The sequence below is a fragment of the Sphaerisporangium krabiense genome (assembly GCF_014200435.1).
GTDB classification, from domain to species: domain Bacteria; phylum Actinomycetota; class Actinomycetes; order Streptosporangiales; family Streptosporangiaceae; genus Sphaerisporangium; species Sphaerisporangium krabiense.
Genome location: NZ_JACHBR010000001.1, coordinates 2,209,121 through 2,230,225 on the forward strand (window position 1 = coordinate 2,209,121; position 21,105 = coordinate 2,230,225).

Consider the following 21,105-nt stretch of genomic DNA (forward strand, 5'->3'; position numbering starts at 1 on the left):
GTCAAGCCCGGGCGGAGACACGGGCACGGCCGTACGGACACACGAGCGGCACAAGCTGTCCGCTATGCGACGTTCCTTGATGTTCCTCCTGCTGGCGAGCGTCCTTGCCGGATGCGGAAGCGCGCCGTCCGTCTTCGGAGCCGCCGTGCCCGGCGTACCGCTGCCATGGCCGGCGGAAGGCCAGGCGGCCGTCGAGGTGGAGGGCGTGGGCAGCCTGGGCGTCAGCGGCGACCCGCGCCCCGTCCCCATCGCCAGCGTGGCGAAGGTCATGACCGCCTACGTGATCCTGCGCCGCCACCCGCTCAGGCCCGGGGACGACGGCCCGGCGATCACGGTGGACCACACGGCCGCCGACGAGTCCTACGCGCCGCAGGAGTCCACCGTCCCGGTCAGGGAGGGCGCGCGGATACGGCTGCGCCCCCTGCTGGAACTGATGATGGTGCCGTCCGGCAACAACGTGGCCCGCCTCCTGGCCCGCTGGGACGCCGGTTCGCAGCCGCGCTTCGTCGCGCGGATGAACGCCGCCGCCCACCGCCTGGGCATGGACGACACCAGGTACACGGGAGCGAGCGGCAACGAGGACAGCACCGTCAGCACCGCGACCGACCAGCTCAAACTCGCCGCGCGGGCGATGCGCGACCCCGTCTTCCGCCAGGTGGTGGCACAGGCCGACACCGCCGTCCCCGGCGAGGCGAGAAGGCTGCCCAACACCAACACGCTGCTGAACAGGCACGGCGTCATCGGCATCAAGACCGGCTCGGGCACCGCCGCGGGCGGCAACCTGATGTGGGCCTCCCACGTGCGGAGCCGCCTGGTGCTCGGCGTGATCCTCGGCCAGGCGACCGGCGTCACCCCGGCCGCCGCCAAGGCGGCGGCCCTGGAGGCCGGCGAGAAGATGAGCGCCGCGGTCGAACAGTGGCTCCAGGAATCCCCTCTCGTCAGCCGCGGCGCGTGAGCGGCGCGGCCGGGTCATCTCGCCCGGCGGGCGCCGGGGTGTCAGCCCAGCGGCGCGGTCAGCTCCTCGGCCGGTTCGCCGGGGCGGGACAGGTAGAAGTAGTGGCCGCCCGGCACCAGGCGGAACCGGAAGGCGGAGGTGGTGTGGGCGCGCCAGTCGTCCATGTGCGCCGCCTCCAGCTCGGGATCGTCGGCGCCGTGGAGGGCGACGACCGGGACCGGCAGCGGGCCGCGCGGCCGGTGGGCGTAGCCGAGGCCGAGCGCGTTGTCGCGGCGGATCTGCCGCAGCATGAGGGCCTGCAGCTGAGGGGCCATGTCCCGCATCCCCGGCGGCCAGGCCCGCCCCATACGGTCGAGGATCTCCGCGTCGGACCTGCGGTCCAAGGGCTCGAAGCCGGGGGCGGTGTCGGGAGGCCGCCTCCCGGACACCACGAGCACCCGCGGGGCGGGCAGCCCGCGTTCCAGCGCCTGCCAGACCACCTCCAGGCCGACGATGGTGCCGAAGCACGTGGCGAACACCGCGTACGGGCGCTCGGCGATCGTGGGCTCCAGCTCGGTGACGATCTCGGCGGCCAGGCCGGCCACGGTCAGGGCCTCGGGGGCGCGCGTCCTGCGGCCCCGGCCGGGCAGGTCGGGGACGGTCAGCCCCACGCCATCGGGCAGAGCCTTGCGCAGCGCGGCGAACATGCCGGCCCCGCCGCCTCCGGGAGGGAAGGCCACGACCGCCGCCGTGCGGTTCGCCCGCGCGCTCACCGATCGCCGGCCGTGGCCACCCAGACCAGGTGGCCGGAGTTGGGACCGAAGGGACGGCCGTCGTAGGCGCCGTGGACCCGCTCCAGCCGGAACCCGGCCTCGCGGATGAACCGCTGCAGCTCCGCCGGATGGCGGTAGTACAGCGTCTGCACCGAGTGCCGCCGCTCCAGCACGAGACCGTCCTCGTCGAGGATCTCCGTGATCCGCCGGCGCGTGGCCACCTGGGTCACCTCGGTGACGGAGGTGTAGTCCCAGATGACGACCCGCTGCCCGGTGCGGGGGTGGCGGACCTCGCAGACGAACCGCATCTTGTCCTGCATGTCGAGCATGGCCGCGTGCGTCAGCACCGGAACCCCGGCCGCCCAGCGCCCGCCCGGCGCGAGGTGGGCCCGTACGGTGTCCAGCGCGGCCCGGAGCTGGTCGTCGGTGGAGAGGAAGAACAGCGGCTGCCCTGCCATGACGATCAGGGGGAAGGTCCGGTCCAGGCGGACGGTGCACATGTCGCCTTCGACGAAGGCGACGGCGCCGTCGAGGCCCTGCTCGACCGCCTTCGCGCGCGCACGCTCCAGCATCTCGGGCGCGAGGTCGACGCCGACCGCCTCTCCCGCCTCGCGGGCGCACGGCAGCGTGACCCTGCCCGTGCCGCAGGCGAGGTCGAGTACCGGCCCGCCGGACGGCCCGGCCAGGCCGCGGTAGAACTCCACGTCGGGCTGGTTCCTGCGGAAGGGGAGCTCGTCGTACAGCTCCGCTTCGAGGGCGAACGCGCCGATCATCTCCGAGGTCACCTGGCCTCCTCTACGGCCTGTGCTTGGCTTGGCATTTCCTTCAGGTGGCGCAGCGGCGAGACGAGGCTCCACGCGAACGCCGTCATCGCGCCGGCCGCCCCGGCGAGGAGGGTGACGCGCAGGCTCGTCGCCTGGCCGAGCAGGCCGCCCGCGAAGACGCCCACGGCGACGAGGCCGGAGCCGAGGAAGCGGTAGGTGGCGTTCACCCGGGCCAGGACGCCGTGCGGCGTGTGGGCCTGCCGGAGGCTGGTCATCATGATGCCGCCGACGGTCCAGCCGTACCCGGCGACGGCGAAGGCGCCGATCAGCCAGGGCACGGCGAGCTCCGTACGCTCCGGGGTGAGCGCGACCAGCACGAACGGCACCGAGGCGACCGCCGTGGACAGGACGACGACCCTCCCCGGGCCGAGCCTGGCGGTCAGCCGGGCCACGGTCATCGACCCGGCGAGGCCGCCGACCGCCGCCACCGAGACGATCAGCCCCATGAGCCCGGCGCTGAGGCCCAGGTCGCGCACGGCGAACAGGGGGAACATCGCGACGACCCACTGGCTGAACATGTTGAACAGCGCGCCGACGCCGACCAGCGACCGCAGCAGCGGGTCGCGGAACGACGCCGCGAGCCCTTCCCTGACGGCGGCGACGGCGCCCGGGCCGCCCGCGGGCGCGGGATCCACCCGCTCCTCGACGCGGGTGGCGCTGAGGAACCCGGCCGAAACCAGGAAGGCGCCGGCCTGCGCCAGCAGCGTGACGGGGGCCGTCACCCACTGGACGAGCAGGCCGCCGAGCCCGGGCCCGCCGACCTGGGCGACCGAGCCGGACGCCTGCAGCCGGCCGTTGGCCTCCACCAACTGCTCACGGGGGACGACGCTGACCAGCACGGTGGTGTGGCCGACGTCGAAGAACACGGTCATCACGCCGAGCAGGAACACCGCGGCGACCAGCACCGGCAGGTTCAGCACTCCGGCCAGCGCGAGGACGACCACGACGCCGAGCAGGGCCGCGCGTCCGAGATCCGCCGCGATCATGACGGGGATACGGCGGCGCCGCTCCACCCAGGCGCCCGCCCACAGCGACACGAGCACGAAAGGCAGCCAGCGCGCGGCGTTGAGAAGACCGAGGTCGGAGGCCCCCGCGTGCAGGACCAGGATCGCCAGCAGCGGCAGCGCCATCTCGCTGATCTCGAAGCCGAGCAGCGCGACGGACTGCCCGCCCCAGATCTTGAGGAAGTCGCCCCGCCGGCTCAGCGGGGGGTGGGACGTCCGGTCCCGCATGGTCGTCACTCCTGGAAGGGGGGGTTCAGGCGGTCAGCGTGACGTCGTAGGCGCGGAGCCAGCGGTCCACCTCGATGAGCGGAAGCAGCAGATGGAGGTTGTCGGCCATGGTCATCATCTCGGTGCGGCCCTCGGCGAGCGCGCGCACCTTGGGCACGTCCAGCAGGCCGTCCAGGGGAGAGGTCCTGTCGTCGAGGAGCGCGGTGAGCGCGCCGCGCACCGCCTCGGCGTGCGCCGGGGCGAAGGTCGCGGGGTAGCCGCTCTTGCGCCGCTCCAGCACCTCGCGCGGCAGCAGGTCGGCGACCGCGGAGCGCAGCAGGCTCTTCTCGCGCCCGTCGGCGACCTTCATCTTCCACGGGACGTTCCACACGTACTCCAGCAGTGTGTGGTCGCAGAACGGCACCCGCACCTCGAGGCCGAGCGCCATGCTCATGCGGTCCTTGCGGTCCAGCAGGTACAGCAGCGGCCCCTGCAGGCTGAGGTACAGCACCTCGCGCATCCGCGCCTGCAGCCCCGACTCGCCGGGCAGGCGGGGCACCCGCGCCCGCAGGGTCTGGTACCTGTCGCGTTCGTCGTCGCCGGGGCGGACCCGGGCGCGCACGTCGGGGGCCAGGCAGTCGGTCAGGCGGGGCGCGTTGCCGAGCCAGGGGAAGGTGTCGCCGAAGACGGTCTCGCGGTCGAAGAACCACGGGTAGCCGCCGAACACCTCGTCCCCGGCCTCGCCGGACAGGGCGACCGTGGAATGCCGCCTGATCTCCTGGAACAGCAGGTACATGGAGGTGTCGAACTGGCCGAGCGTGGGCATGTCGCGCGCCGCCAGCGCGGCGGGGATCGCCTCGGGCAGCCTCCCGGGGTCGAGGGTGACGGTCGTGTGGTCGACGCGCAGGTGGCGGGCGGCGGCCAGGGCGAAGGGCGTGTCGCGTTCCGGGCGCAGCGGCGTGGCGCGGAAGTCGGCGTCGGCGCCCGTGAAGTCGACCGCGTAGGTGCGCAGGCCCCCCGGCTTGTGCGCGGCGGCGAACGCCGCGAGGGCGCTGGAGTCCAGGCCGCCCGACAGCAGCGCGCACAGCGGCACGTCGGCGACGAGCTGGTGGACGACGACGTCCTCCAGGATCTCCCTGACGGTGCGCACGGTGGTGGGGTGGTCGTCGCGGTGCTCCCTGCTGACCAGCCGCCAGTACGGGGTCTCGTGCGCGCCCGAGCGGTCCACCCGCACCAGGTGGCCGGGCTGCACCTGGTTCATGCCGAGGAACGGCGTCTCCCACGGCATCGCCAGCCGCGGGTTGAACAGGATGGGCAGCTTCTCCTCGCTGGTCCGCGCGGTGAACAGGGGGTTGGCGAGGATGGCCTTGGGCTCGGAGCCGAACAGCAGCCCTCCGGGGTAGGCGTGGTAGTACAGCGGCTTCACGCCGAGCCTGTCCCGGACGAGCAGCAGTTCCTCGCGCCGGCCGTCCCAGATCGCGAACGCGTACATCCCCGCGAGCCGGTCCACGAACGCCGCGCCCCATTCCAGGTAGGCGCGCAGCACGACCTCGGTGTCGGAGCAGGTGCGGAAGCGGTGGCCGAGCCCGGCGAGCTGGGAGCGCAGCTCGCGGAAGTTGTACAGCTCGCCGCTATAGGTGAGCACGACGGGCGCGTCCTCCCCCTGCCCGCGCGCCTCCATGGGCTGGGCGCCGCCCTCGATGTCGACGACGGCGAGGCGGCGGTGCCCGAGCGCGGCGTGCGGGCCGATCCAGACGCCTTCCGCGTCCGGGCCGCGCCGGTGCAGCGAGCGGGTCATGGCCTCGACCGTGGGCCGCTCGAGGGCGAGGTCGCGGGAGAAGTCGATCCAGCCGGTGACGCCGCACATCGTGATTTCCTTTGCCGCTCGGGGATCAGTGGGAGACGCGCTCCGGGCGCAGGCCGGCGGAGTCGCCGCGGGGCAGTCCTGCCAGGAACGGGTCCAGGTGGACGAGGCGGTGGCGGTCCACGCCCGGGCTCTCCCAGCGCAGGTCGAGCCGGGGCGGGCGCTCGTCGTCGTGGAAGTAGACGGCTTCGAGGCCGCCGGCCTCGCGCAGCGCGAGCACCGGGTTGGCGACGAGGAGGTCCCGGACGCCGGCGCCGTCGCGCAGGACGCGCACGAGCAGCCGCTTGTCGCGGAAGTGGTTGGGCGGCAGGCCGACCTCCGGGTGCATCTTGCGCTTGAACTGGAAGGTCCCCTTGCTCAGGAACGGCTCGCCGCCGGACAGGTCGACGCGGGCGAAGCCGTGCTCCGCGGCCCATTGAAGGATCAGGATGAACAGCGCCATGTAGGTGCCCGACCGGTAGGCGCGCGCGCCGCCGCCGTCCACCCCGGCCAGCCGGACGACCAGCGTGCGGCCCTCCACGCGGCAGAGCATGCCGGCCACCCGCGTGCCGGACTCGCGCAGGAAGAACAGCACGCCGTGCCGCAGGATGCACGCGCGGGCGTCCTCCTTGGCCTCCGAGCGTGCGGACTCGCCGTGCCGGGCGTCCATGGTCGGCCGGTGCATGCCCTCGTAGAAGCGGTCGAAGTCGGCGTCGCCGGTCGTCGTCTCCAGGGTGCGGGCGTGGGAGACCAGCTCGCGGGCGTGCTGCTGCCGGGCCTTGCGCGAGAGCCTGCGCAGCACGTCGGCGGGGTCGGGGGCGAGCGGCACGGTCAGCGTGACCCGGAACGGCAGCAGGACGCCGTGCGGGGGAGGCACGGCCGGGGCCCGCCGCCGCGGGTAGGCGACGGCGAGCACGTCGGCCCCGGGGACGGCGCCGCCGAGCTCGGCCCAGGAGATACGGCGCCCGTGGCGCTCGGCGGGCAGGCCGCGCCGCTGTTCCAGGAACGGCAGCACGTGGGTGAGGGCCTGCGGCAGGCCCCCGCAGGCCAGCACCGGGCCGCCGCCCACCGGGACCGACCAGGTCACCCGCGGGCGGGACGCGGCGTCGGCCAGGGTCCTCGCCCGCAGCAGCCACGGGCCGCCGCCGTTGTGCCAGGCGTACCGCCAGGCGCGCGGGACCGGCGGCGTCACCCGGCCTCCATGGCGCCGACCGGCAGGTCCCCCGGCAGCAGGCCGTAGCCGCTCGGCACGTCCGACAGGGCGGCGTCCAGGCTGACGATCCGGTTGCCCGCGTCCACGAACACGACGCTCGGCTTCAGCGCGCGGGCCTCGGCGTCGGTCACCATCGCGTAGCCGATGACGATGACCAGGTCGCCCTTGTGGACGAGGCGGGCCGCGGCGCCGTTGACGCCGACGATCCCGCTGCCGCGCTCCCCCTCGATGACGTAGGTCTCCAGGCGGTTGCCGTTGTCGATGTCCACGATGTGGACGAGCTCGCCGGGCAGCAGGTCGGCGGCCTCCATGAGGTCGGCGTCGATGGTGAGCGACCCCACATAGTGCAGGTCGCACTGGGTGACGGTCGCCCGGTGGATCTTGGACTTGAGCATCGTGCGGTACATCAGCGTGTCCTCTCCAACATGCGTCGCACCTCGTCGTCGGTCATGCGGAGTATCTCCAGCGCCGCCCGGGCGCGCTCATCCAGGTAGTCCCCGGGGGTGAGCGCCGCGAGGGCGGCCGCGACGCCGCGCGGCGCCGGGTCGGCGTACAGGGTCCGCAGGGGCAGCGAGACGGCGAGCAGCTTGTTGATCCGTACGAGCAGCCGGGCGGCGAGCAGGGAGTGCCCGCCGAGGGTGAAGAAGTTGTCGGTGACCCCGGCGCGCGTCCCGAGGACGTCGCTCCAGATCTCGGCGAGCAGTTCCTCGACGGGCCCCGCGGGCGGGACGTCGCCGCCGTGCGCGGCGGACGGACGGTCGGCGGGGGCGGGCAGGGCCCGGGTGTCGACCTTCCCGTTCGTGGTGAGCGGGAGCGTGCCGAGCTCCACCAGCGCCGCGGGGATCATGTGCTCGGGCAGCCATTCGCGCAGGCTCCGCAGGACCTCCCGCACGTCCACGCCGCCGTCCTCGGAGGTGAAGTAGCCGACGAGCCGCTTGTCGCCGGGGACGTCCTCGCGGACGACGGCGGCACAGGTCGTGATGCCGGGCTGCCGGGCGAGGGCGGCCTGCACCTCGCCCAGCTCCACGCGGAACCCGCGGATCTTCACCTGGTGGTCGCCGCGGCCGAGGAAGAACAGGTCGCCGTCGGGCAGGTAGCGCACCTGGTCGCCGGTGCGGTACAGCCGCTCGCCCGCGCGGCCGCTCAGCTCGTCGGGGACGAACCTGTCCGCGGTCTGCGCCGGGCGGGCGAGGTAGCCGCGGGCCAGCGCCGACCCGCCGACCAGCAGCTCGCCCGGCACGCCGACGGGCACCGGGCGCAGCGCCCCGTCGACCACGTACACCTGGATCCCGGGCAGCGGGCGGCCGATGGTGGGCGGCCCGCCGGGGGTGACGAGGCGCCCGGTGACGTTGTTGGTCTCTGTGGGGCCGTAGACGTTGAACACCCGCCACGGCCCGGCGGCGAGCTTCTCCCACAGGCTCTCCGAGATCGCCTCACCCGCGACGATCGCGCGCATCGGATGGGCCACGCGGGTGAGCGCGCCCGCGTAGACGAGCAGCTCGGCGTGCGACGGCGTGCAGTCGAGGATGTCGACGCGCTGCTCGGCCAGCAGGTCGGCGAACCGGCCGGGGTCCCTGCGGACGTCCTCGGGGACGATGACGAGGGTGGCGCCGCGGAACATCCAGCCGAACTGCTGCACCGAGCCGTCGAAGAAGATCGGCGCGTTGAGCGTGACCCTGCGCGGAGGCTCGGCGTCGCGGCCGAGCAGGCGTCCGAGCGCGAAGAACATGCGGACCATCGGCCGGTGGGCCATCGCCACGCCCTTGGGGGTGCCGGTGGAGCCCGAGGTGTAGATGACGTAGGCCAGGTCGCCGGGGGAGCACCGGCGGCCAGGCCGCTCCGCCGGGTGGTCCGCCAGGGAGTCCGCGCCGAGGCACGTCTCGGGCAGGGATCCGGCGAGCCGCCCTTGGTGGCGCGGCTGCGTCACGACGGCGGCGGCGTTCGCGTCCTTCAGCATGAAGGCCAGCCGCGCGTCCGGCAGGGCCGGGTCCAGCGGGAGGTAGGCGCCTCCGGCCTTGAGCACGCCGAGGACGCCGACGAGCATGTCCACCGACCGGTCCAGGCAGAGCGCGACCACGGTCCCGGGGCCCACGCCGTGCCCGGCGAGCCACCAGGCGAGCCGGTTGGCGCGTTCGTCCAGCTCGCGGTAGGTCAGGGAGGTCGAGGAGTCGGAGCCGTAGGTCACGGCTACCGCGCCGGGCGTCGCGTCCGCCTGCCGCTCGAACAGCTCGTGCAGGCAGACGTCCTCGGGCGCGTCCACCGGCTCGGCGTTCCAGGTCACCAGCATGCGCTCACGCTCGGCGGGCTCGAGCATGTCCAGTTCGGACAGGGGCCGGCCGGGCGCGGTGGTCATGGCGTCGAGCAGGCGCAGGTAGTGCCCGATCATCCGGCGCGCCGTCCCGGGGTCGAACAGGTCGGCGCTGTGGTTCAGCACGCCGCGTACCTCGCCGTCCGCCTCCTTGAGGTCGAGGCTCAGGTCGAACCTGGCGACGCCGGCGGGCAGGTCCGCCACCTCGAAGCGGACCGTCCGCCCCTGGACCGAGGGGTCGGGCAGGGACTCGAACCCGAACATCGCCTGGAACAACGGGGTACGGCTCAGGTCGCGCTCGGGCTGCAGTTCCTCCACGAGCCGGTCGAGGCGCACGTCCTGGTGCCCGTACGCGGCGAGCGAGGTCTCCTTGACCTGGGCGAGGAACTCGCGGACCGTCGGGTCGCCGGACAGGTCGGCGCGCAGGACCAGCGTGTTGACGAAGAAGCCGATGAGCGGCTCCAGCTCGGTGCGCGGCCGGTGGGCGACCGGGGTGCCCACGACCAGGTCGGTCTGGCCGGAGTAACGGGACAGCAGCAGGTCGAACCCGGCCAGCAGGACCATGAACAGGGTGACGCCCTCGGCGCGGCAGGTCTCCCTGAGCCGGTCCAGCAGGCCGGGCGGGAGGGTGAAGTGCTCGTTCCCGCCGCGGAAGGACTGGACGGCGGGGCGCGGCCGGTCGGACGGGAGCTCCAGCAGCGGCGGGGCGCCCGCGAGCCGGCCTCGCCAGTAGTCGAGGTGGCCGTCCATGGCTCCGGAGTCGCGCAGCTCCCGCTCCCACGCGGCGTGGTCGCCGCACTGGACGGGCAGGGCGGGCAGGGACGCCTCCGGGTCGTCGTAGAGCGCGGCGAGCTCCTGGACGAGCACGCGCAGCGACCAGCTGTCGAAGACGATGTGGTGGACGACGAGGAGCAGGACGTGCTCGCGGTCGTCCACCCGCAGCAGCCGCGCGCGCAGCGGCGGGCCCGCGGCCAGGTCGAACGGGACGCGCGCCACGGCGTCCGCCCACGCGCGCAGCTCGGGCTCACCGAGCCCGGGAGCGTCCTCGACGGGGATCGGCGCCTCGGCGACGTCCAGGACGACCTGGCGGGGCGTTCCGTCCTCGGCGGGGAAGGCGGTCCGCAGCGCCTCGTGCCGGGCGACGACCCCGGACAGCGCCGTGCGCAGGCGCGGGACATCGAGGGGTCCGCGCAGCCGGACGGCCATGGGCAGGTTGTAGGCCGCCGTGTCGGGGCGGAGCTGTTCCAGGAACCACAGGCGCTCCTGGTCCGCCGTGAGCGGCGCCGTGGCCCCGTCCCGCCTGCGGACGGGCGGCGCGGCGGCGGGGTCGTGCCCGCCCGCCCGCACCACCGCGGCGAGGTCGGCGATGACCGGGTGCCCGAGGACGGTCCGGGTCGTCACTTCGACGCCGAACGCGTCGCGGACGCGCGCGGCGAGACGCATCGCGAGGAGCGAGTGGCCGCCGAGGTCGAAGAACCCGTCCTCGACACCGGCGACCTCGGCCCCCAGCACCTCGGCGTACAGGGCCACGAGCGCGGCCTCGACGGGGTCGCGCGGCGCCGTGCCGGTCCTGGCGGTCTCCGGCGGCGGAAGGGCTCCGAGGTCCACCTTCCCGATGCCCTCGATCTTCGGCAGGGCGTCCATCGCGACGACGGCCGCCGGGATCATGTATCCGGGCAGGACGTCGCCGAGCGCGGCCCTGAGGCCGGCCGGCGCCGTGCCGTCGGCGACGACGTAGGCGACCAGACGGTGGTCGCCGTGGCCGTCCGGGTGCGCGACGACCGCGGCCTCGGTGACACCTGGCAGCCTGACCAGCGCGTCCTCGACCTCGCCCGGCTCGATCCTGTGGCCGCGCGCCTTCACCTGCCGGTCGGCGCGCCCGAGGAACTCCAGCTCGCCGTCCTCGCGCAGGCGGACGGCGTCGCCCGTGCGGTACAGCCGCCCGCCAGGCTCGCCGCCGAAAGGGTCGGGGACGAAACGCTCGGCGGTGAGGCCGGGCGCCGCCGCGTACCCGCGCGCGACCCCGGCGCCGCCGACCAGCAGCTCGCCGCGCCCGCCCGGCGGGACCAGGTTCATGTCCTCGTCCACGACGTAGGTCCTGACGCCGGGGATCGGCCTGCCGATGGGCACCGACGGGTGGTAACGGGCCTGGCCGGAGGGGTCCACGGCGAAGGCGGTGGCGTTGACCGTGGCCTCCGTGGGGCCGTACGCGTTGAAGATCTCGACCTCGGGCAGCACGGCCCCGCACCGCCGGACGAGATCATCGCGCAGGACGTCCCCGCCGCAGATCATCCAGCGGACCTCGGTGCCGTCGAACACGTGGTCGTCGACCAGCGCGGACACGACGGGAGGGGTCAGGCCGACGGCGTTCACACGGTGCCTGACCAGCAGCTCGCGCAGGCGTGCGCCGTCGGCGGCGTACCCGGGCGGGGCCATGACGACCGTGCCGCCCGTGGTGAGCGGGGCGAAGAAGTCCTCGGTCGAGGCGTCGAACCCCACCGAGATGGCCTGCAGGCAGCGCAGGGGACGGCCGGTCAGCACGGCGGAGGTCAGCCAGGTGACCTGGTTGACGATGGACCGGTGCTCGACCATCACCCCCTTGGGCCTGCCGGTGGAGCCGGAGGTGTAGATGACGTACGCCAGGGATCCGGGCGGCGCGCCCGCGTCCATCCGGTCCGCCGGCTCGGCCTCCAGCAGGAGGCGGTCGGTGTCCAGCCGCACGGCCTCGCACGGGGCGAGGCCGCCGGCGTGGCGGCCGGACGTCACCACGAGGCGGGCCCCGGAGTCGGCGAGCAGGTACGCGGCGCGCTCCGCCGGGGTGAGATCGGGATCGATGGGCAGGTAGGCGCCGCCCGACTTGAGGATGCCGAGCATGCCCACGACCAGGTCGGCCGAGCGGTCCAGGCACAGCCCGACGACGGTCTCGGGTCCCGCCCCGCGGCGGGCCAGCAGGCGGGCCAGCCGGTTGGCGCGCGCGTCCAGCTCGCGGTAGGTCAGGGCCTCCTCGCCCGAGACGACCGCCACGGCGTCCGGGGTGCGGTCGGCCTGCCGTTCGATCAGCGTGTGCAGGCAGGCGCTCATGCGGAGGTCCCGCCCAGCCGGGAGATCGGGGCGTCCGGCGTGCGCGCCATCCCGGTGACGATGGCCCGGTAGTCGGCGAGGATCCGGCGCGCGGTGTCCTGGTCGAACAGGTCCACGCAGTACTCGAGCGCGACCGCGATGCCGTCGTCGCGCTCCTTGACGAGCAGCGACAGGTCGAACCTGGCCACGCCCTGCTCGACGTCCACGGGCTCGACGGTCAGCCCGGGGAACTCGGGCTCGTGTTCAGGGGTGTTGGCCAGCGCGAACATGACCTGCACGAGCGGGGAGCGGCTCGGGTCGCGCGGCGGGCGCAGGGCCTTGACCAGCTCCGCGTACGGGATGTCCTGGTTGGCGTAGGCGCCGAGCGCGGTGTCGCGGACGCGGTCGAGCAGCTCGGTGGCCGTGGGGTCGCCGCTCAGGTCGGTCCTGAGGACCAGGGTGTTGACGAAGAAGCCGATCAGCGGCTCCACCTCGACCCGGTTGCGGTTGGCGGCCGGGGTGCCGACGACCACGTCGGTCTGGCCGCTGTAGCGGGCGAGCAGCACCGTGAAGGCGGCGAGCAGCACCATGAACATGGTGACCTCCTCGCGCCCGCACAGCTCGCGCAGGTCCCGCAGCACCTCGGCGGGGACGGCCAGCGACTCGTGCGTGCCCCGGTGGGACTGGACCGCGGGGCGCGGCCGGTCGGCCGGCAGCTCCAGCACCGGCGGCGCGCCGGCGAGCCGGTCGCGCCAGTAGTCCAGCAGGTCGTCGAGCACGCCGTCGCCCAGCCATTCGCGCTGCCACACGGCGAAGTCGCCGTACTGGATCGGCAGGCCGGGCAGGTCGGCGGCGCGCCCGGAGCGGCGGGCGGCGTAGAACTCGCCGAGCTCGCGCATGAACACCCCGAGGGACCAGCCGTCGAACACGATGTGGTGGACCGTGACGACCAGCAGGTGGTCGGTGGCGGACAGCCGCAGCAGGCGCGCCCTGATCAACGGGCCCGTGGCCAGGTCGAGCGGCGCCCGCGTCTCCTCCTCCGCGCGCGCGACCACCTCGGGCCAGGACAGGCCGGCCACATCGGTGACCGACCACGGCACGGCGAGCTCGTCCTTCACGACCTGGCGCGGGCGCCCGCCCACCGAGGGGAACACCGTGCGCAGGGCCTCGTGCCGGGCCACGACGTCGCCGAGCGCGTCGCGCAGCGCGCCGGCGTCCAGGCGCCCGCCGAGCCGGAACGCCAGGGGCTCGTTGTAGGCGGGCGTGCCCGGGCGCAGCTTCTCGAAGAACCACAGCCGTTCCTGGGCGGGCGCCAGGGCCAAGGCCTCGTCGCGGGGGGCGCGCGGGATCGTGAAGAAGTCCTGATCATCGGCCGCGGCCTCGGCGGGACGGCTCTCCCGGATCATGGGCAGGAGCGCGGCGGCGGTCCTGGCGGTGAACAGGGCGCTCAGCGGCAGGTCCACGTCGAAGGCGGCGCAGACGCGGGCGACCAGCGCGACCGCGAGCAGCGACTGCCCGCCGAGCACGAAGAAGTCGTCCTCGGCGCCGACCTCGCCGGCGGGCAGGTCCAGGACGTCGGCGAACAGCTCGACCAGCCGTCGCTCCTCCTCGGAGCGGGGCGCGACGTAGGCGCCGCCGAGCTGTTCCGGGCGCACCCGTCCCGGCGCGGGCAGCGTCCTTCTGTCGATCTTGCCGTTGGCGGTCATCGGCAGCGCGTCCAGCTCGACGAGGATCGCCGGGACCATGTACTCGGGCAGCCGCTCGCCGAGCCACTGCCGCAGCTCGGCCGTCGGTGTCCCGGAGCCCGCGGTCGTGAAGTAGCCCACCAGCCTCTGCTCCCCTGGGCGGTCCTCGCGCAGCGTCACCGCGGCGGCGCCGATCTTCGGGTGCAGGAGCAGGACGTTCTCGATCTCGCCGGGCTCGATCCTGTGTCCGCGCAGCTTGACCTGGTGGTCGAGGCGCCCGAGGAACTCCAGCGAACCGTCGGGGCGGTGGCGGGCCAGGTCGCCGGTCCGGTACAGGCGCCCGCCGGGCTCGTCACCGAACGGGTCGGGGACGAAGCGTTCCGCGGTCAGCCCGGGGAGGTTCACGTACCCGCGCGCCACGCCGTGCCCGCCGATCAGCAGCTCGCCGGGCACGCCGAGCGGGACCGGCTCCAGGTCGGCGTCGACCACGTAGAGGCGGGTGTTGGCGATGGGCCCGCCGATCGGCACCGGCCCGGACACCGCCGAGGACTCCAGGACCGCCGTCAGCGACCACACCGTCGTCTCGGTCGGGCCGTACACGTTCCAGACCCGGCCGACGACGGGGAGCAGGCGGCCGAGCAGCTCCGGCGGCAGGGCCTCGCCGCCGCACAGCACGCGCAGGCCGGGGTCGCCCGGCCAGCCGCCGTCGAGCAGCATGCGCCACAGCGACGGCGTGGCCTGCATGACCGTCGCGCCCGACCGCTCCAGCAGGCGGGTGAGCGCGCGGCCGTCGGTCACCGCGCTCCCGTCGGCGAGCACCACGCACGCGCCGCACGACAGCGGGCCGAGCAGTTCCAGGACCGCGATGTCGAAGGCCAGGGTGGTCACCGCCAGCAGACGGTCCTCCGCCGTCAGGCCGGCCTCTTCGGTGAGCGCGCGGATCAGGTTGACGACCGACCGGTGCTCGATCATCACGCCCTTCGGCGTCCCCGTCGAGCCGGAGGTGTAGATCACGTAGGCGAGGTCGCGCGGGGACACCGCGGGCCGGGGGGCCGGGGCGTCCGGCAGGTCCTCGCGGTCGACGGCGAAGGCACGGACCTCGGCGGGCAGCCGCCCGGCCAGGTGACCCTGGGTGAGCACGAGGCGCGCGCCCGCGTCGTCCAGCATGTACGCCAGCCGCGCGGACGGCTGGGCCGGGTCCAGGGGCAGGTAGGCCGCGCCCGCCTTGAGCACCGCGAGCAGCGCGGCGACCATCTCGGGCGAGCGCTCGAAGTACAGCCCGACGACGACGCCCGGCCCCGCCCCGAGCTCGGCCAGCCGGGCGGCCAGCCGGTCCGCCGAGGCGTCGAGCTCGCGGTAGGTGAGCGTGCGCTCGCCGAAGACGACGGCGGCCGCCTCGGGCGTGCGGGCGGCCCGCGCCTCGACCAGCTCGTGCAGGCACCGCTCGCCCGGCCAGTCCCTGCCGGTCGCGTTCCGGTCCCGCAGCAGCGTGCGGCGCTCCGCGTCCGGGATGACGCCGAGCCGCGAGCAGCGGGTGCCGGGCGTGGCGGCGACCAGGGACCTGAGCAGCGTCAGATAGTGCTCCCAGAACCGCAGGACGGTGCCACGGTCGAACAGGTCGGTGGAGTACTCGAGGCCGCCGTCGATCTCGTCCCCCGACTCCCTGAGGAAGGCGGACAGGTCGAACTTGGCCACGCCCGGCTCGACGTCGAGGGGCTCGACGGTCAGCCCGGCCAGCTCCGGCTTCTGGTCGGGGGTGTTGGCCAGCGCGAACATGACCTGCACCAGCGGCGACCTGCTCAGATCGCGCTCGGGGCGCAGTTCCTCGACCAGCCGGGCGAACGGAAGATCCTGGTCGGCGTAGGCGGCGAGCGCGGTGTCGCGGACGCGGGCCAGCAGTTCGGCGACGGTCGGGTCCCCGCCCAGGTCCGTGCGCATGACCAGGGTGTTGACGAAGAAGCCGATCAGCGGCTCGATCTCCGCGCGGTTGCGGTTGGCGATGGGCGTGCCGACCACCACGTCGTCCCGGACGCAGTACTTCGCGAGCAGCAGCTTGAAGGCGGCGAGCAGCACCATGAACATGGTGACCTCCTCGCGCGCGCACACCTCGCGCAGCCCCCGCACCACGTCCGCGGGGATCCTCACCGGCTCGTGCGTGCCGCGGTGGGTCTCCACCGCCGGGCGCGGCCGGTCGGCGGGCAGCTCCAGCACCGGCGGCGCGCCCGCGAGGCGGTCCCGCCAGCGGTCCAGCAGGCCCGACAGCTCCTCGCCGCCCAGCCGGCCGTGCTGCCACTCGGCGAAGTCGCCGAACTGGATCGGCAGCTCGGGCAGCACGGCGGGGCGCCCGGACGTCCTGGCCGCGAAGAACTCGGCCAGCTCGCGGGTGAGGACGCCGAGGGACCAGCCGTCGAACACGATGTGGTGGACGGTGAGCACCACGACGTGGGCCTCGGGCGACACGCGCAGCAGGCGGACGCGGATCAGCGGCCCCGCCGTCAGGTCGAACGGCGCCCGCGTCTCCTCCTGCGCCGCCTGGAGAACCTCCGGCCAGGAGAGGCCGCTCACGTCGGTCTCCGCCCAGGGCACCACGGCCTCCTCCTGGACGACCTGGCGCGAGCGCCCGTCCACCGACGGGAAGACCGAGCGCAGCACCTCGTGCCGCGCGACCACGTCGCCGAGGGCGGCGCGCAGGGCGCCGCGGTCGAGCGGGCCGTCCAGCCGGAAGACCAGGGGCATGTGGTAGGTGGCCTGGCCGGGCTGGAGCTGCTCCAGGAACCACATGCGTTCCTGGGCGAGCGAGAGCCTGCTCTCCTTCCGCCCGGACCTGGCGATCGGCGCGTCGCTCGGCCGCTCGAGGCCCCGGCTGCGCAGCAGGTGGAGGAAGAGCGCGTCGCGGTCCAGGGCCTCCTGGGACTCGTGGGTCACGCCCGGGACTCCTCTCGCGCGTCTCGCACGTCTCGCACGGCGGAGGTCGCCAGGCGCACCATGGTCGCCACGGTCGGCTCCTCGAAGAACTCCGCCAGGGACACCTCGGAGCCGAGGTGCTCGCCGACCGCGCTGACCATCTCGACGGCCAGCAGCGAGTGGCCTCCGAGCTCGAAGAAGCTCTCGTCCGTGCCGAACTCCTCCAGCTCCAGGTACTCCTTCCACAGGCCCACGACGAACGGCTCGACGCCCTCCCCCGGACCCGTGCCCTCGCCGCGCCGGCCACGGCCCGCGCGGCGCGTCTCCAGGATCAGCGCGCGCACGGCGGCGCGGTCGACCTTCCCGGTGGGCAGCAGTGGCGGCCTGTCGCCGAGCAACACTTGGTCGGGCACGAACGCGGCGGGAAGTCGCCGCCGGGCGGCCTCGCGCACCTTCGCCGTCTCGACCACGGCCCCGTCCGCGGGGAACACCATCGCGACGAGCGACGGGCTGCCGTCGTCGGTGACGACCGCGACGGCGCGCTCGACGTCGTCGTCCAGCGCGAGCACGCTCTCGACCTCTTCCAGCTCGACGCGGACGCCGCGCAGGTTGACCTGCAGGTCCGCGCGCCCCCTGAACTCCAGCCTGCCGCGCCCGTCCCTGACGACCAGGTCGCCGGTGCGGTACATGCGCGTGCCGGGGGCGCCGTACGGGTCGGGCAGGAAGCGCTCGGCGGTGAGGCCGGGCCTGCCGAGGTAGCCGGTCGCCAGGCCGGCGCCCGCGACGAACAGCTCGCCCTCGGTCCCGTCGGGCACGGGTTCGAGGCGCTCGTCGAGCACGTGCAGACGGGTGCGGTCGATGGCCGTGCCGATCGGCACCGCCCCCTCGGCGTCCCCGTCGCCGGGCTCGTAGCGGTGGAAGGTCGAGTCGACGCACGTCTCGGTGGGGCCGTACTGGTTGAACAGCGTGGCGGCGGACCGCGCCCGGAAGCGCCGCGCCAGGTCCTTGGTCAGGGTCTCTCCGCCCGAGAAGACCAGGGACAGCTTCGCGCAGCGGGCGAACGCCTCCCGGTTGATCACCCCGGACAGCACCGAGGGGACGAAGTGCGCGGTGGTGACCGCGTGCCTCTCCATCGCCTCGGCCAACTCGTTGAAGTCGGGATAGTTCGCGAGCTCCGGGGCCACCAGGGTCGCGCCGAAGGACAGCGTCGCGAAGACCTCCCAGGCGGAGAAGTCGTAGATGTAGCGGGTGTGCTGCAGGACGCGGTCGTGCGGGGCCAGCGGATAGACGCTCTGACCCCACAGCACGCGGTTGGCCAGCGCGCGGTGCGGGACGATCACACCCTTGGGCGTCCCGGAGGAGCCGGAGGTGTAGATGACCGAGACCGGGGACTCGGGATCGATCTCCACAGGGGCGTCCTGGCCGGCCGCGTCCCCGTCCGTGATCGGGAGCGCGGTGACGCCCAGCGCCGCCTGCCCGGCCGCGGCCTCGGCGTGCAGCACGAGCGACGCGCCGGAGTCCTCGGCGAGCGCGCGCAGGCGGGCGCTCGGCAGCGACGGGCACAGCGGGACGTACGCGGCCCCGGCCATCGCCACGCCGAGCAGGCCGACGACGCCCTCCGCCGACGGGCTCGCCAGGACCCCGACCCGCCGCCCGGCGCCCACGCCGAGGGCGCGCAGCCGTGCGGCGACGGCGCCCGCACGTGACCCCAGCTCTCCGTAGGTGACAGGCCCGGCCGGGGTGACGATCGCCGTGTGCTCGGGCAGCGCGCGCACCGTCCGGCGGACCAGTTCGACGACCGAGCCGGGCTCGACATCGCTCATCGACGGCCCCGCACGAAGTCGAGCACCGAGTCCAGGGCAGAGAACAGCACGTCGAGATCCTCCCTGTCGTTGTAGAGGTAGCCGGAGACCCGTAGGACCTCGTCGTCGGTGAAGCGGTCGACGAACGGCTGGGCGCACATGTGCCCGGTCCTGCACAGCACGCCGTAGGAGTCGCTGAGGATCTTCGCGATCTCCTTCAGGTTGTGGACGCCGTCGATCGCGAAGCTCGCGATCGCCGCGCGGTCGGTGCCGTCCGCGGGGCCGAGCAGGCGCAGGCGCGGCCGGGCGAGGGTCTCCTCGACCATGGCCCCCGCCAGCTCCCTGTCGTGCTCGCCCAGCTCGTCGAAGCCGATCGCCTGCAGGTAGTCGATCGCGGCGGCGAGCCCGTAGACGCCGGCGATCGGCGGCGTGCCCGCCTCCAGCGCGTGCGGCACCTTGCGGACGTCGTAGCGCTCGGTGTCCACCCAGTCCACGACGCCGCCGCCGAGGAACGGCGGTGCCAGGCGCCGCAGCAGCTCGTGGCGCCCGCACAGGACGCCGACGCCCGTCGGGCCGAGCATCTTGTGCGCGGAGAAGGCCAGGAAGTCGACGTTCTCGCCGCCGACGCGCCGGTGCCCCGCGGACTGCGCCGCGTCCACCACCGTGACGGCGCCCGCCTCTTTGGCCATCGCGGCCATCCGCTCCACGGGGGCGTACACGCCCGAGACGTTCGAGCAGTGGGTGAGGACGACCACGGCCGGGCGGGCGCGCAGCAGCGCGGCGTACGCGTCGAGGTCGGCGACGCCGGTGTCGCTCACCGGGATGTAGCGCACGCCGGCGGCGCGGCGCCAGGGCAGCATGGCCGAGTGGTGGGCGTCGAACGGGACGAGCACCACGTCGTCCCCGGTCAGGCCGAGGCCGGACGCGACCATGTTGAGCGAGGCGGTGGTGTTGGCCGTGAAGACCACCTCGCTGCTCAGGAAGCCGGTGAACCGCGCGACCCGCGTCCTGGCCTCCTCGTAGTCGTCGGAGGCCTGCTCGGACAGGAAGTGCTTGCCCCGGTGGATGTTGGCGCCGACCTCGGTGTAGTACCTGCAGATCGCGTCGATGACCGGCTGGGGCTTCAGGCTGGTCGCCGCGCTGTCGAGGTAGACGATCCTGCGGCCGTCGATGGAGGTGCGCAGCAGCGGGAAGTCGCCTCTGACGCGCTTGGCCAGGTCACTCTTCATGGCTCGCCTCCGCGGAGACCTCGGAGGTGCAGGACGCGAACTTGCCCGAGCGCCCGGCCGGGATGTACGAGACCGCCTCGATCGTCAGCCGCGGGCCGTCGCCGCACAGCTCCGTCAGCCGCTCGCGCAGCGCGCCTTCCCTCACGCGCGCGCCCGGGCTCGGGATGTAGCGGAACTCCAGGTCGCCGCCGCGAAGCTGGTGGAGCTGGTAGACGTCGACGGGAAGGTCGTCTCCCACGGCGTCGTCCACGTCCCTGGGACTGACCCAGGCGGGCTCGCCGTCCCTCGCCAGCTTGATCATGGTCTGGTGACGCCCCTCGTGCCGGGCCAGGGGAAGGTCGCTGCCGCATGGGCAGGGGCCCTCGCCGAGCGTGTAGATGTCCCCGGTGCGGTACCTCAGGTGCGGCGAGAGGCGGTCGCCGAGGCTCGTGGCGACCAGCTCGCCGCGCTCGCCCGGGCGGGCCGGGCGGGATCCGACGAGGAACTCGGTGTAGAACCTCAGGTTGTTGACGTGCATGCGCCGGTGCGGGCATTCGATGGCCACCCAGCCCAGCTCGGTCATCGACACGATCTCCGCCATGGGCAGGCCCGAGCCGAAGTACTCCAGGAGCTGCCGGCGCGCGACACCCGTGACCAGCGTGTAGGTCAGGGCGATGGCGACGACGGGCGGGGGCTTCTCCTCGCGGAGCCTGAGTTGCCGCACCAGGAACGCCAGGTGGGTGGCGTCGGCGTAGAACCAGTGCGGCTCGAACTCCTTGACCTCGTCGATCGCCTGCCGGATCAGTTGGTCGGGTGTGGCGAGCACGTCGTGGGAGACCGGGAGCACCAGCGTGCCGTCCGGCAGGGTGCGGTCGCGCACGGTGGTGAACGGGGTGGCGCACTCGACGTCCGAGCAGTTCGGCGCCGCGTACCGGATCGGGCGGTGCGACCGGCAGCCCGCCAGCGCCTCCCGCAGGACCGGGTTGGCGGCGAGCGTCGCGCGCATCCGGTCGGCCAGGGCGTAGGTGTTGGCGATGGTGGTGAGCCGCTCGCCTCCGGTGCCCGAGCTCTGGCTGATGAGCGTCAGCGGCTCCGACAGCGTCTTTCCCCTGGCCAGGACGCCGAGGGGGAAGTTTCGCCGGTAGTCCACCTTCCGGGTCGCGGGGAGGCGGCGGAAGTCCTCGGGGGTCCGCACCTCCTCGGGGCGGATGCCGGCGGCGTCCAGATGGCCGCCGTAGAAGGGGACGTTCTCGTAGGCGAAGGCGACCTCAGAAAGCGCCCCCTCGAAACTGCTCTTCCGAAATCCGATGTCCTGCGCGTGTACCAAGGTGCTGCTCCCA

The 21,105-nt window shown here is 73.9% G+C and carries 12 protein-coding genes; 1 reads left to right on the plus strand and 11 read right to left on the minus strand.

The genetic code is table 11. From position 1 onward, the window contains the following. The first annotated feature begins 64 nt into the window (after window positions 1–64). Window positions 65–955, plus strand: a complete 891-nt coding sequence (locus tag BJ981_RS09560) for a D-alanyl-D-alanine carboxypeptidase family protein (RefSeq protein WP_184610040.1) — start codon at window positions 65–67, stop codon at window positions 953–955. A 41-nt stretch (window positions 956–996) separates the two neighbouring features. Here BJ981_RS09560 and BJ981_RS09565 read toward each other — a convergent pair whose 3' ends face one another. From BJ981_RS09565 to BJ981_RS09615, 11 genes are read right to left on the minus strand one after another with little or no spacing between them, the layout of a single operon-like run. After that, window positions 997–1,707 (minus strand): thioesterase II family protein, encoded by a 711-nt coding sequence (locus BJ981_RS09565; protein ID WP_184610041.1) that lies wholly within the window; start codon window positions 1,705–1,707, stop codon window positions 997–999. Then, window positions 1,704–2,492: a methyltransferase domain-containing protein gene (locus tag BJ981_RS09570; protein WP_184610043.1), complete on the minus strand. Its 789-nt coding sequence runs from the start codon at window positions 2,490–2,492 to the stop codon at window positions 1,704–1,706. The genes BJ981_RS09565 and BJ981_RS09570 overlap by 4 nt, the downstream gene beginning before the upstream one ends. Next, on the minus strand, window positions 2,489–3,763 hold the full coding sequence (locus BJ981_RS09575; protein ID WP_184610045.1) for an MFS transporter: 1,275 nt from the start codon (window positions 3,761–3,763) through the stop codon (window positions 2,489–2,491). The genes BJ981_RS09570 and BJ981_RS09575 overlap by 4 nt, the downstream gene beginning before the upstream one ends. 25 nt (window positions 3,764–3,788) lie before the next feature. Next, on the minus strand, window positions 3,789–5,609 hold the full coding sequence (gene asnB / locus BJ981_RS09580) for an asparagine synthase (glutamine-hydrolyzing) (RefSeq protein WP_184610047.1): 1,821 nt from the start codon (window positions 5,607–5,609) through the stop codon (window positions 3,789–3,791). A 25-nt stretch (window positions 5,610–5,634) separates the two neighbouring features. Then, window positions 5,635–6,777 (minus strand): GNAT family N-acetyltransferase, encoded by a 1,143-nt coding sequence (locus BJ981_RS09585; RefSeq protein WP_184610049.1) that lies wholly within the window; start codon window positions 6,775–6,777, stop codon window positions 5,635–5,637. Next, entirely contained in the window at window positions 6,774–7,205 is a 432-nt protein-coding gene (gene panD, locus BJ981_RS09590; RefSeq protein WP_184610050.1) for an aspartate 1-decarboxylase, read from the minus strand. Before panD ends, BJ981_RS09585 begins: the two co-directional genes overlap by 4 nt. After that, entirely contained in the window at window positions 7,205–12,187 is a 4,983-nt protein-coding gene (locus BJ981_RS09595; RefSeq protein WP_184610052.1) for a non-ribosomal peptide synthetase, read from the minus strand. Before BJ981_RS09595 ends, panD begins: the two co-directional genes overlap by 1 nt. Then, window positions 12,184–16,776: a non-ribosomal peptide synthetase gene (locus BJ981_RS09600; protein WP_184610054.1), complete on the minus strand. Its 4,593-nt coding sequence runs from the start codon at window positions 16,774–16,776 to the stop codon at window positions 12,184–12,186. Before BJ981_RS09600 ends, BJ981_RS09595 begins: the two co-directional genes overlap by 4 nt. Beyond that, the gene (locus BJ981_RS09605; RefSeq protein ID WP_184610056.1) at window positions 16,773–18,578 is read right to left on the minus strand and encodes a non-ribosomal peptide synthetase; all 1,806 of its coding nucleotides are present in this window, start codon (window positions 18,576–18,578) and stop codon (window positions 16,773–16,775) included. Before BJ981_RS09605 ends, BJ981_RS09600 begins: the two co-directional genes overlap by 4 nt. Then, entirely contained in the window at window positions 18,575–19,786 is a 1,212-nt protein-coding gene (locus BJ981_RS09610; protein WP_184610058.1) for an aminotransferase class V-fold PLP-dependent enzyme, read from the minus strand. The genes BJ981_RS09605 and BJ981_RS09610 overlap by 4 nt, the downstream gene beginning before the upstream one ends. Next, window positions 19,776–21,092: a phenylacetate--CoA ligase family protein gene (locus BJ981_RS09615; protein WP_184610060.1), complete on the minus strand. Its 1,317-nt coding sequence runs from the start codon at window positions 21,090–21,092 to the stop codon at window positions 19,776–19,778. Before BJ981_RS09615 ends, BJ981_RS09610 begins: the two co-directional genes overlap by 11 nt. Window positions 21,093–21,105: the final 13 nt, after the last annotated feature.

Excerpts from the sequence above, each read along its gene's own strand:
- BJ981_RS09560 (WP_184610040.1), top strand. The coding sequence starts at position 65 with ATGCGACGTTCCTTGATGTTCCTCCTGCTGGCGAGCGTCCTTGCCGGA.
- BJ981_RS09575 (WP_184610045.1), bottom strand. The coding sequence starts at position 3,763 with ATGCGGGACCGGACGTCCCACCCCCCGCTGAGCCGGCGGGGCGACTTC.
- asnB (WP_184610047.1), bottom strand. The coding sequence starts at position 5,609 with ATGTGCGGCGTCACCGGCTGGATCGACTTCTCCCGCGACCTCGCCCTC.
- panD (WP_184610050.1), bottom strand. The coding sequence starts at position 7,205 with ATGTACCGCACGATGCTCAAGTCCAAGATCCACCGGGCGACCGTCACC.
- BJ981_RS09595 (WP_184610052.1), bottom strand. The coding sequence starts at position 12,187 with ATGAGCGCCTGCCTGCACACGCTGATCGAACGGCAGGCCGACCGCACC.
- BJ981_RS09605 (WP_184610056.1), bottom strand. The coding sequence starts at position 18,578 with ATGAGCGATGTCGAGCCCGGCTCGGTCGTCGAACTGGTCCGCCGGACG.
- BJ981_RS09610 (WP_184610058.1), bottom strand. The coding sequence starts at position 19,786 with ATGAAGAGTGACCTGGCCAAGCGCGTCAGAGGCGACTTCCCGCTGCTG.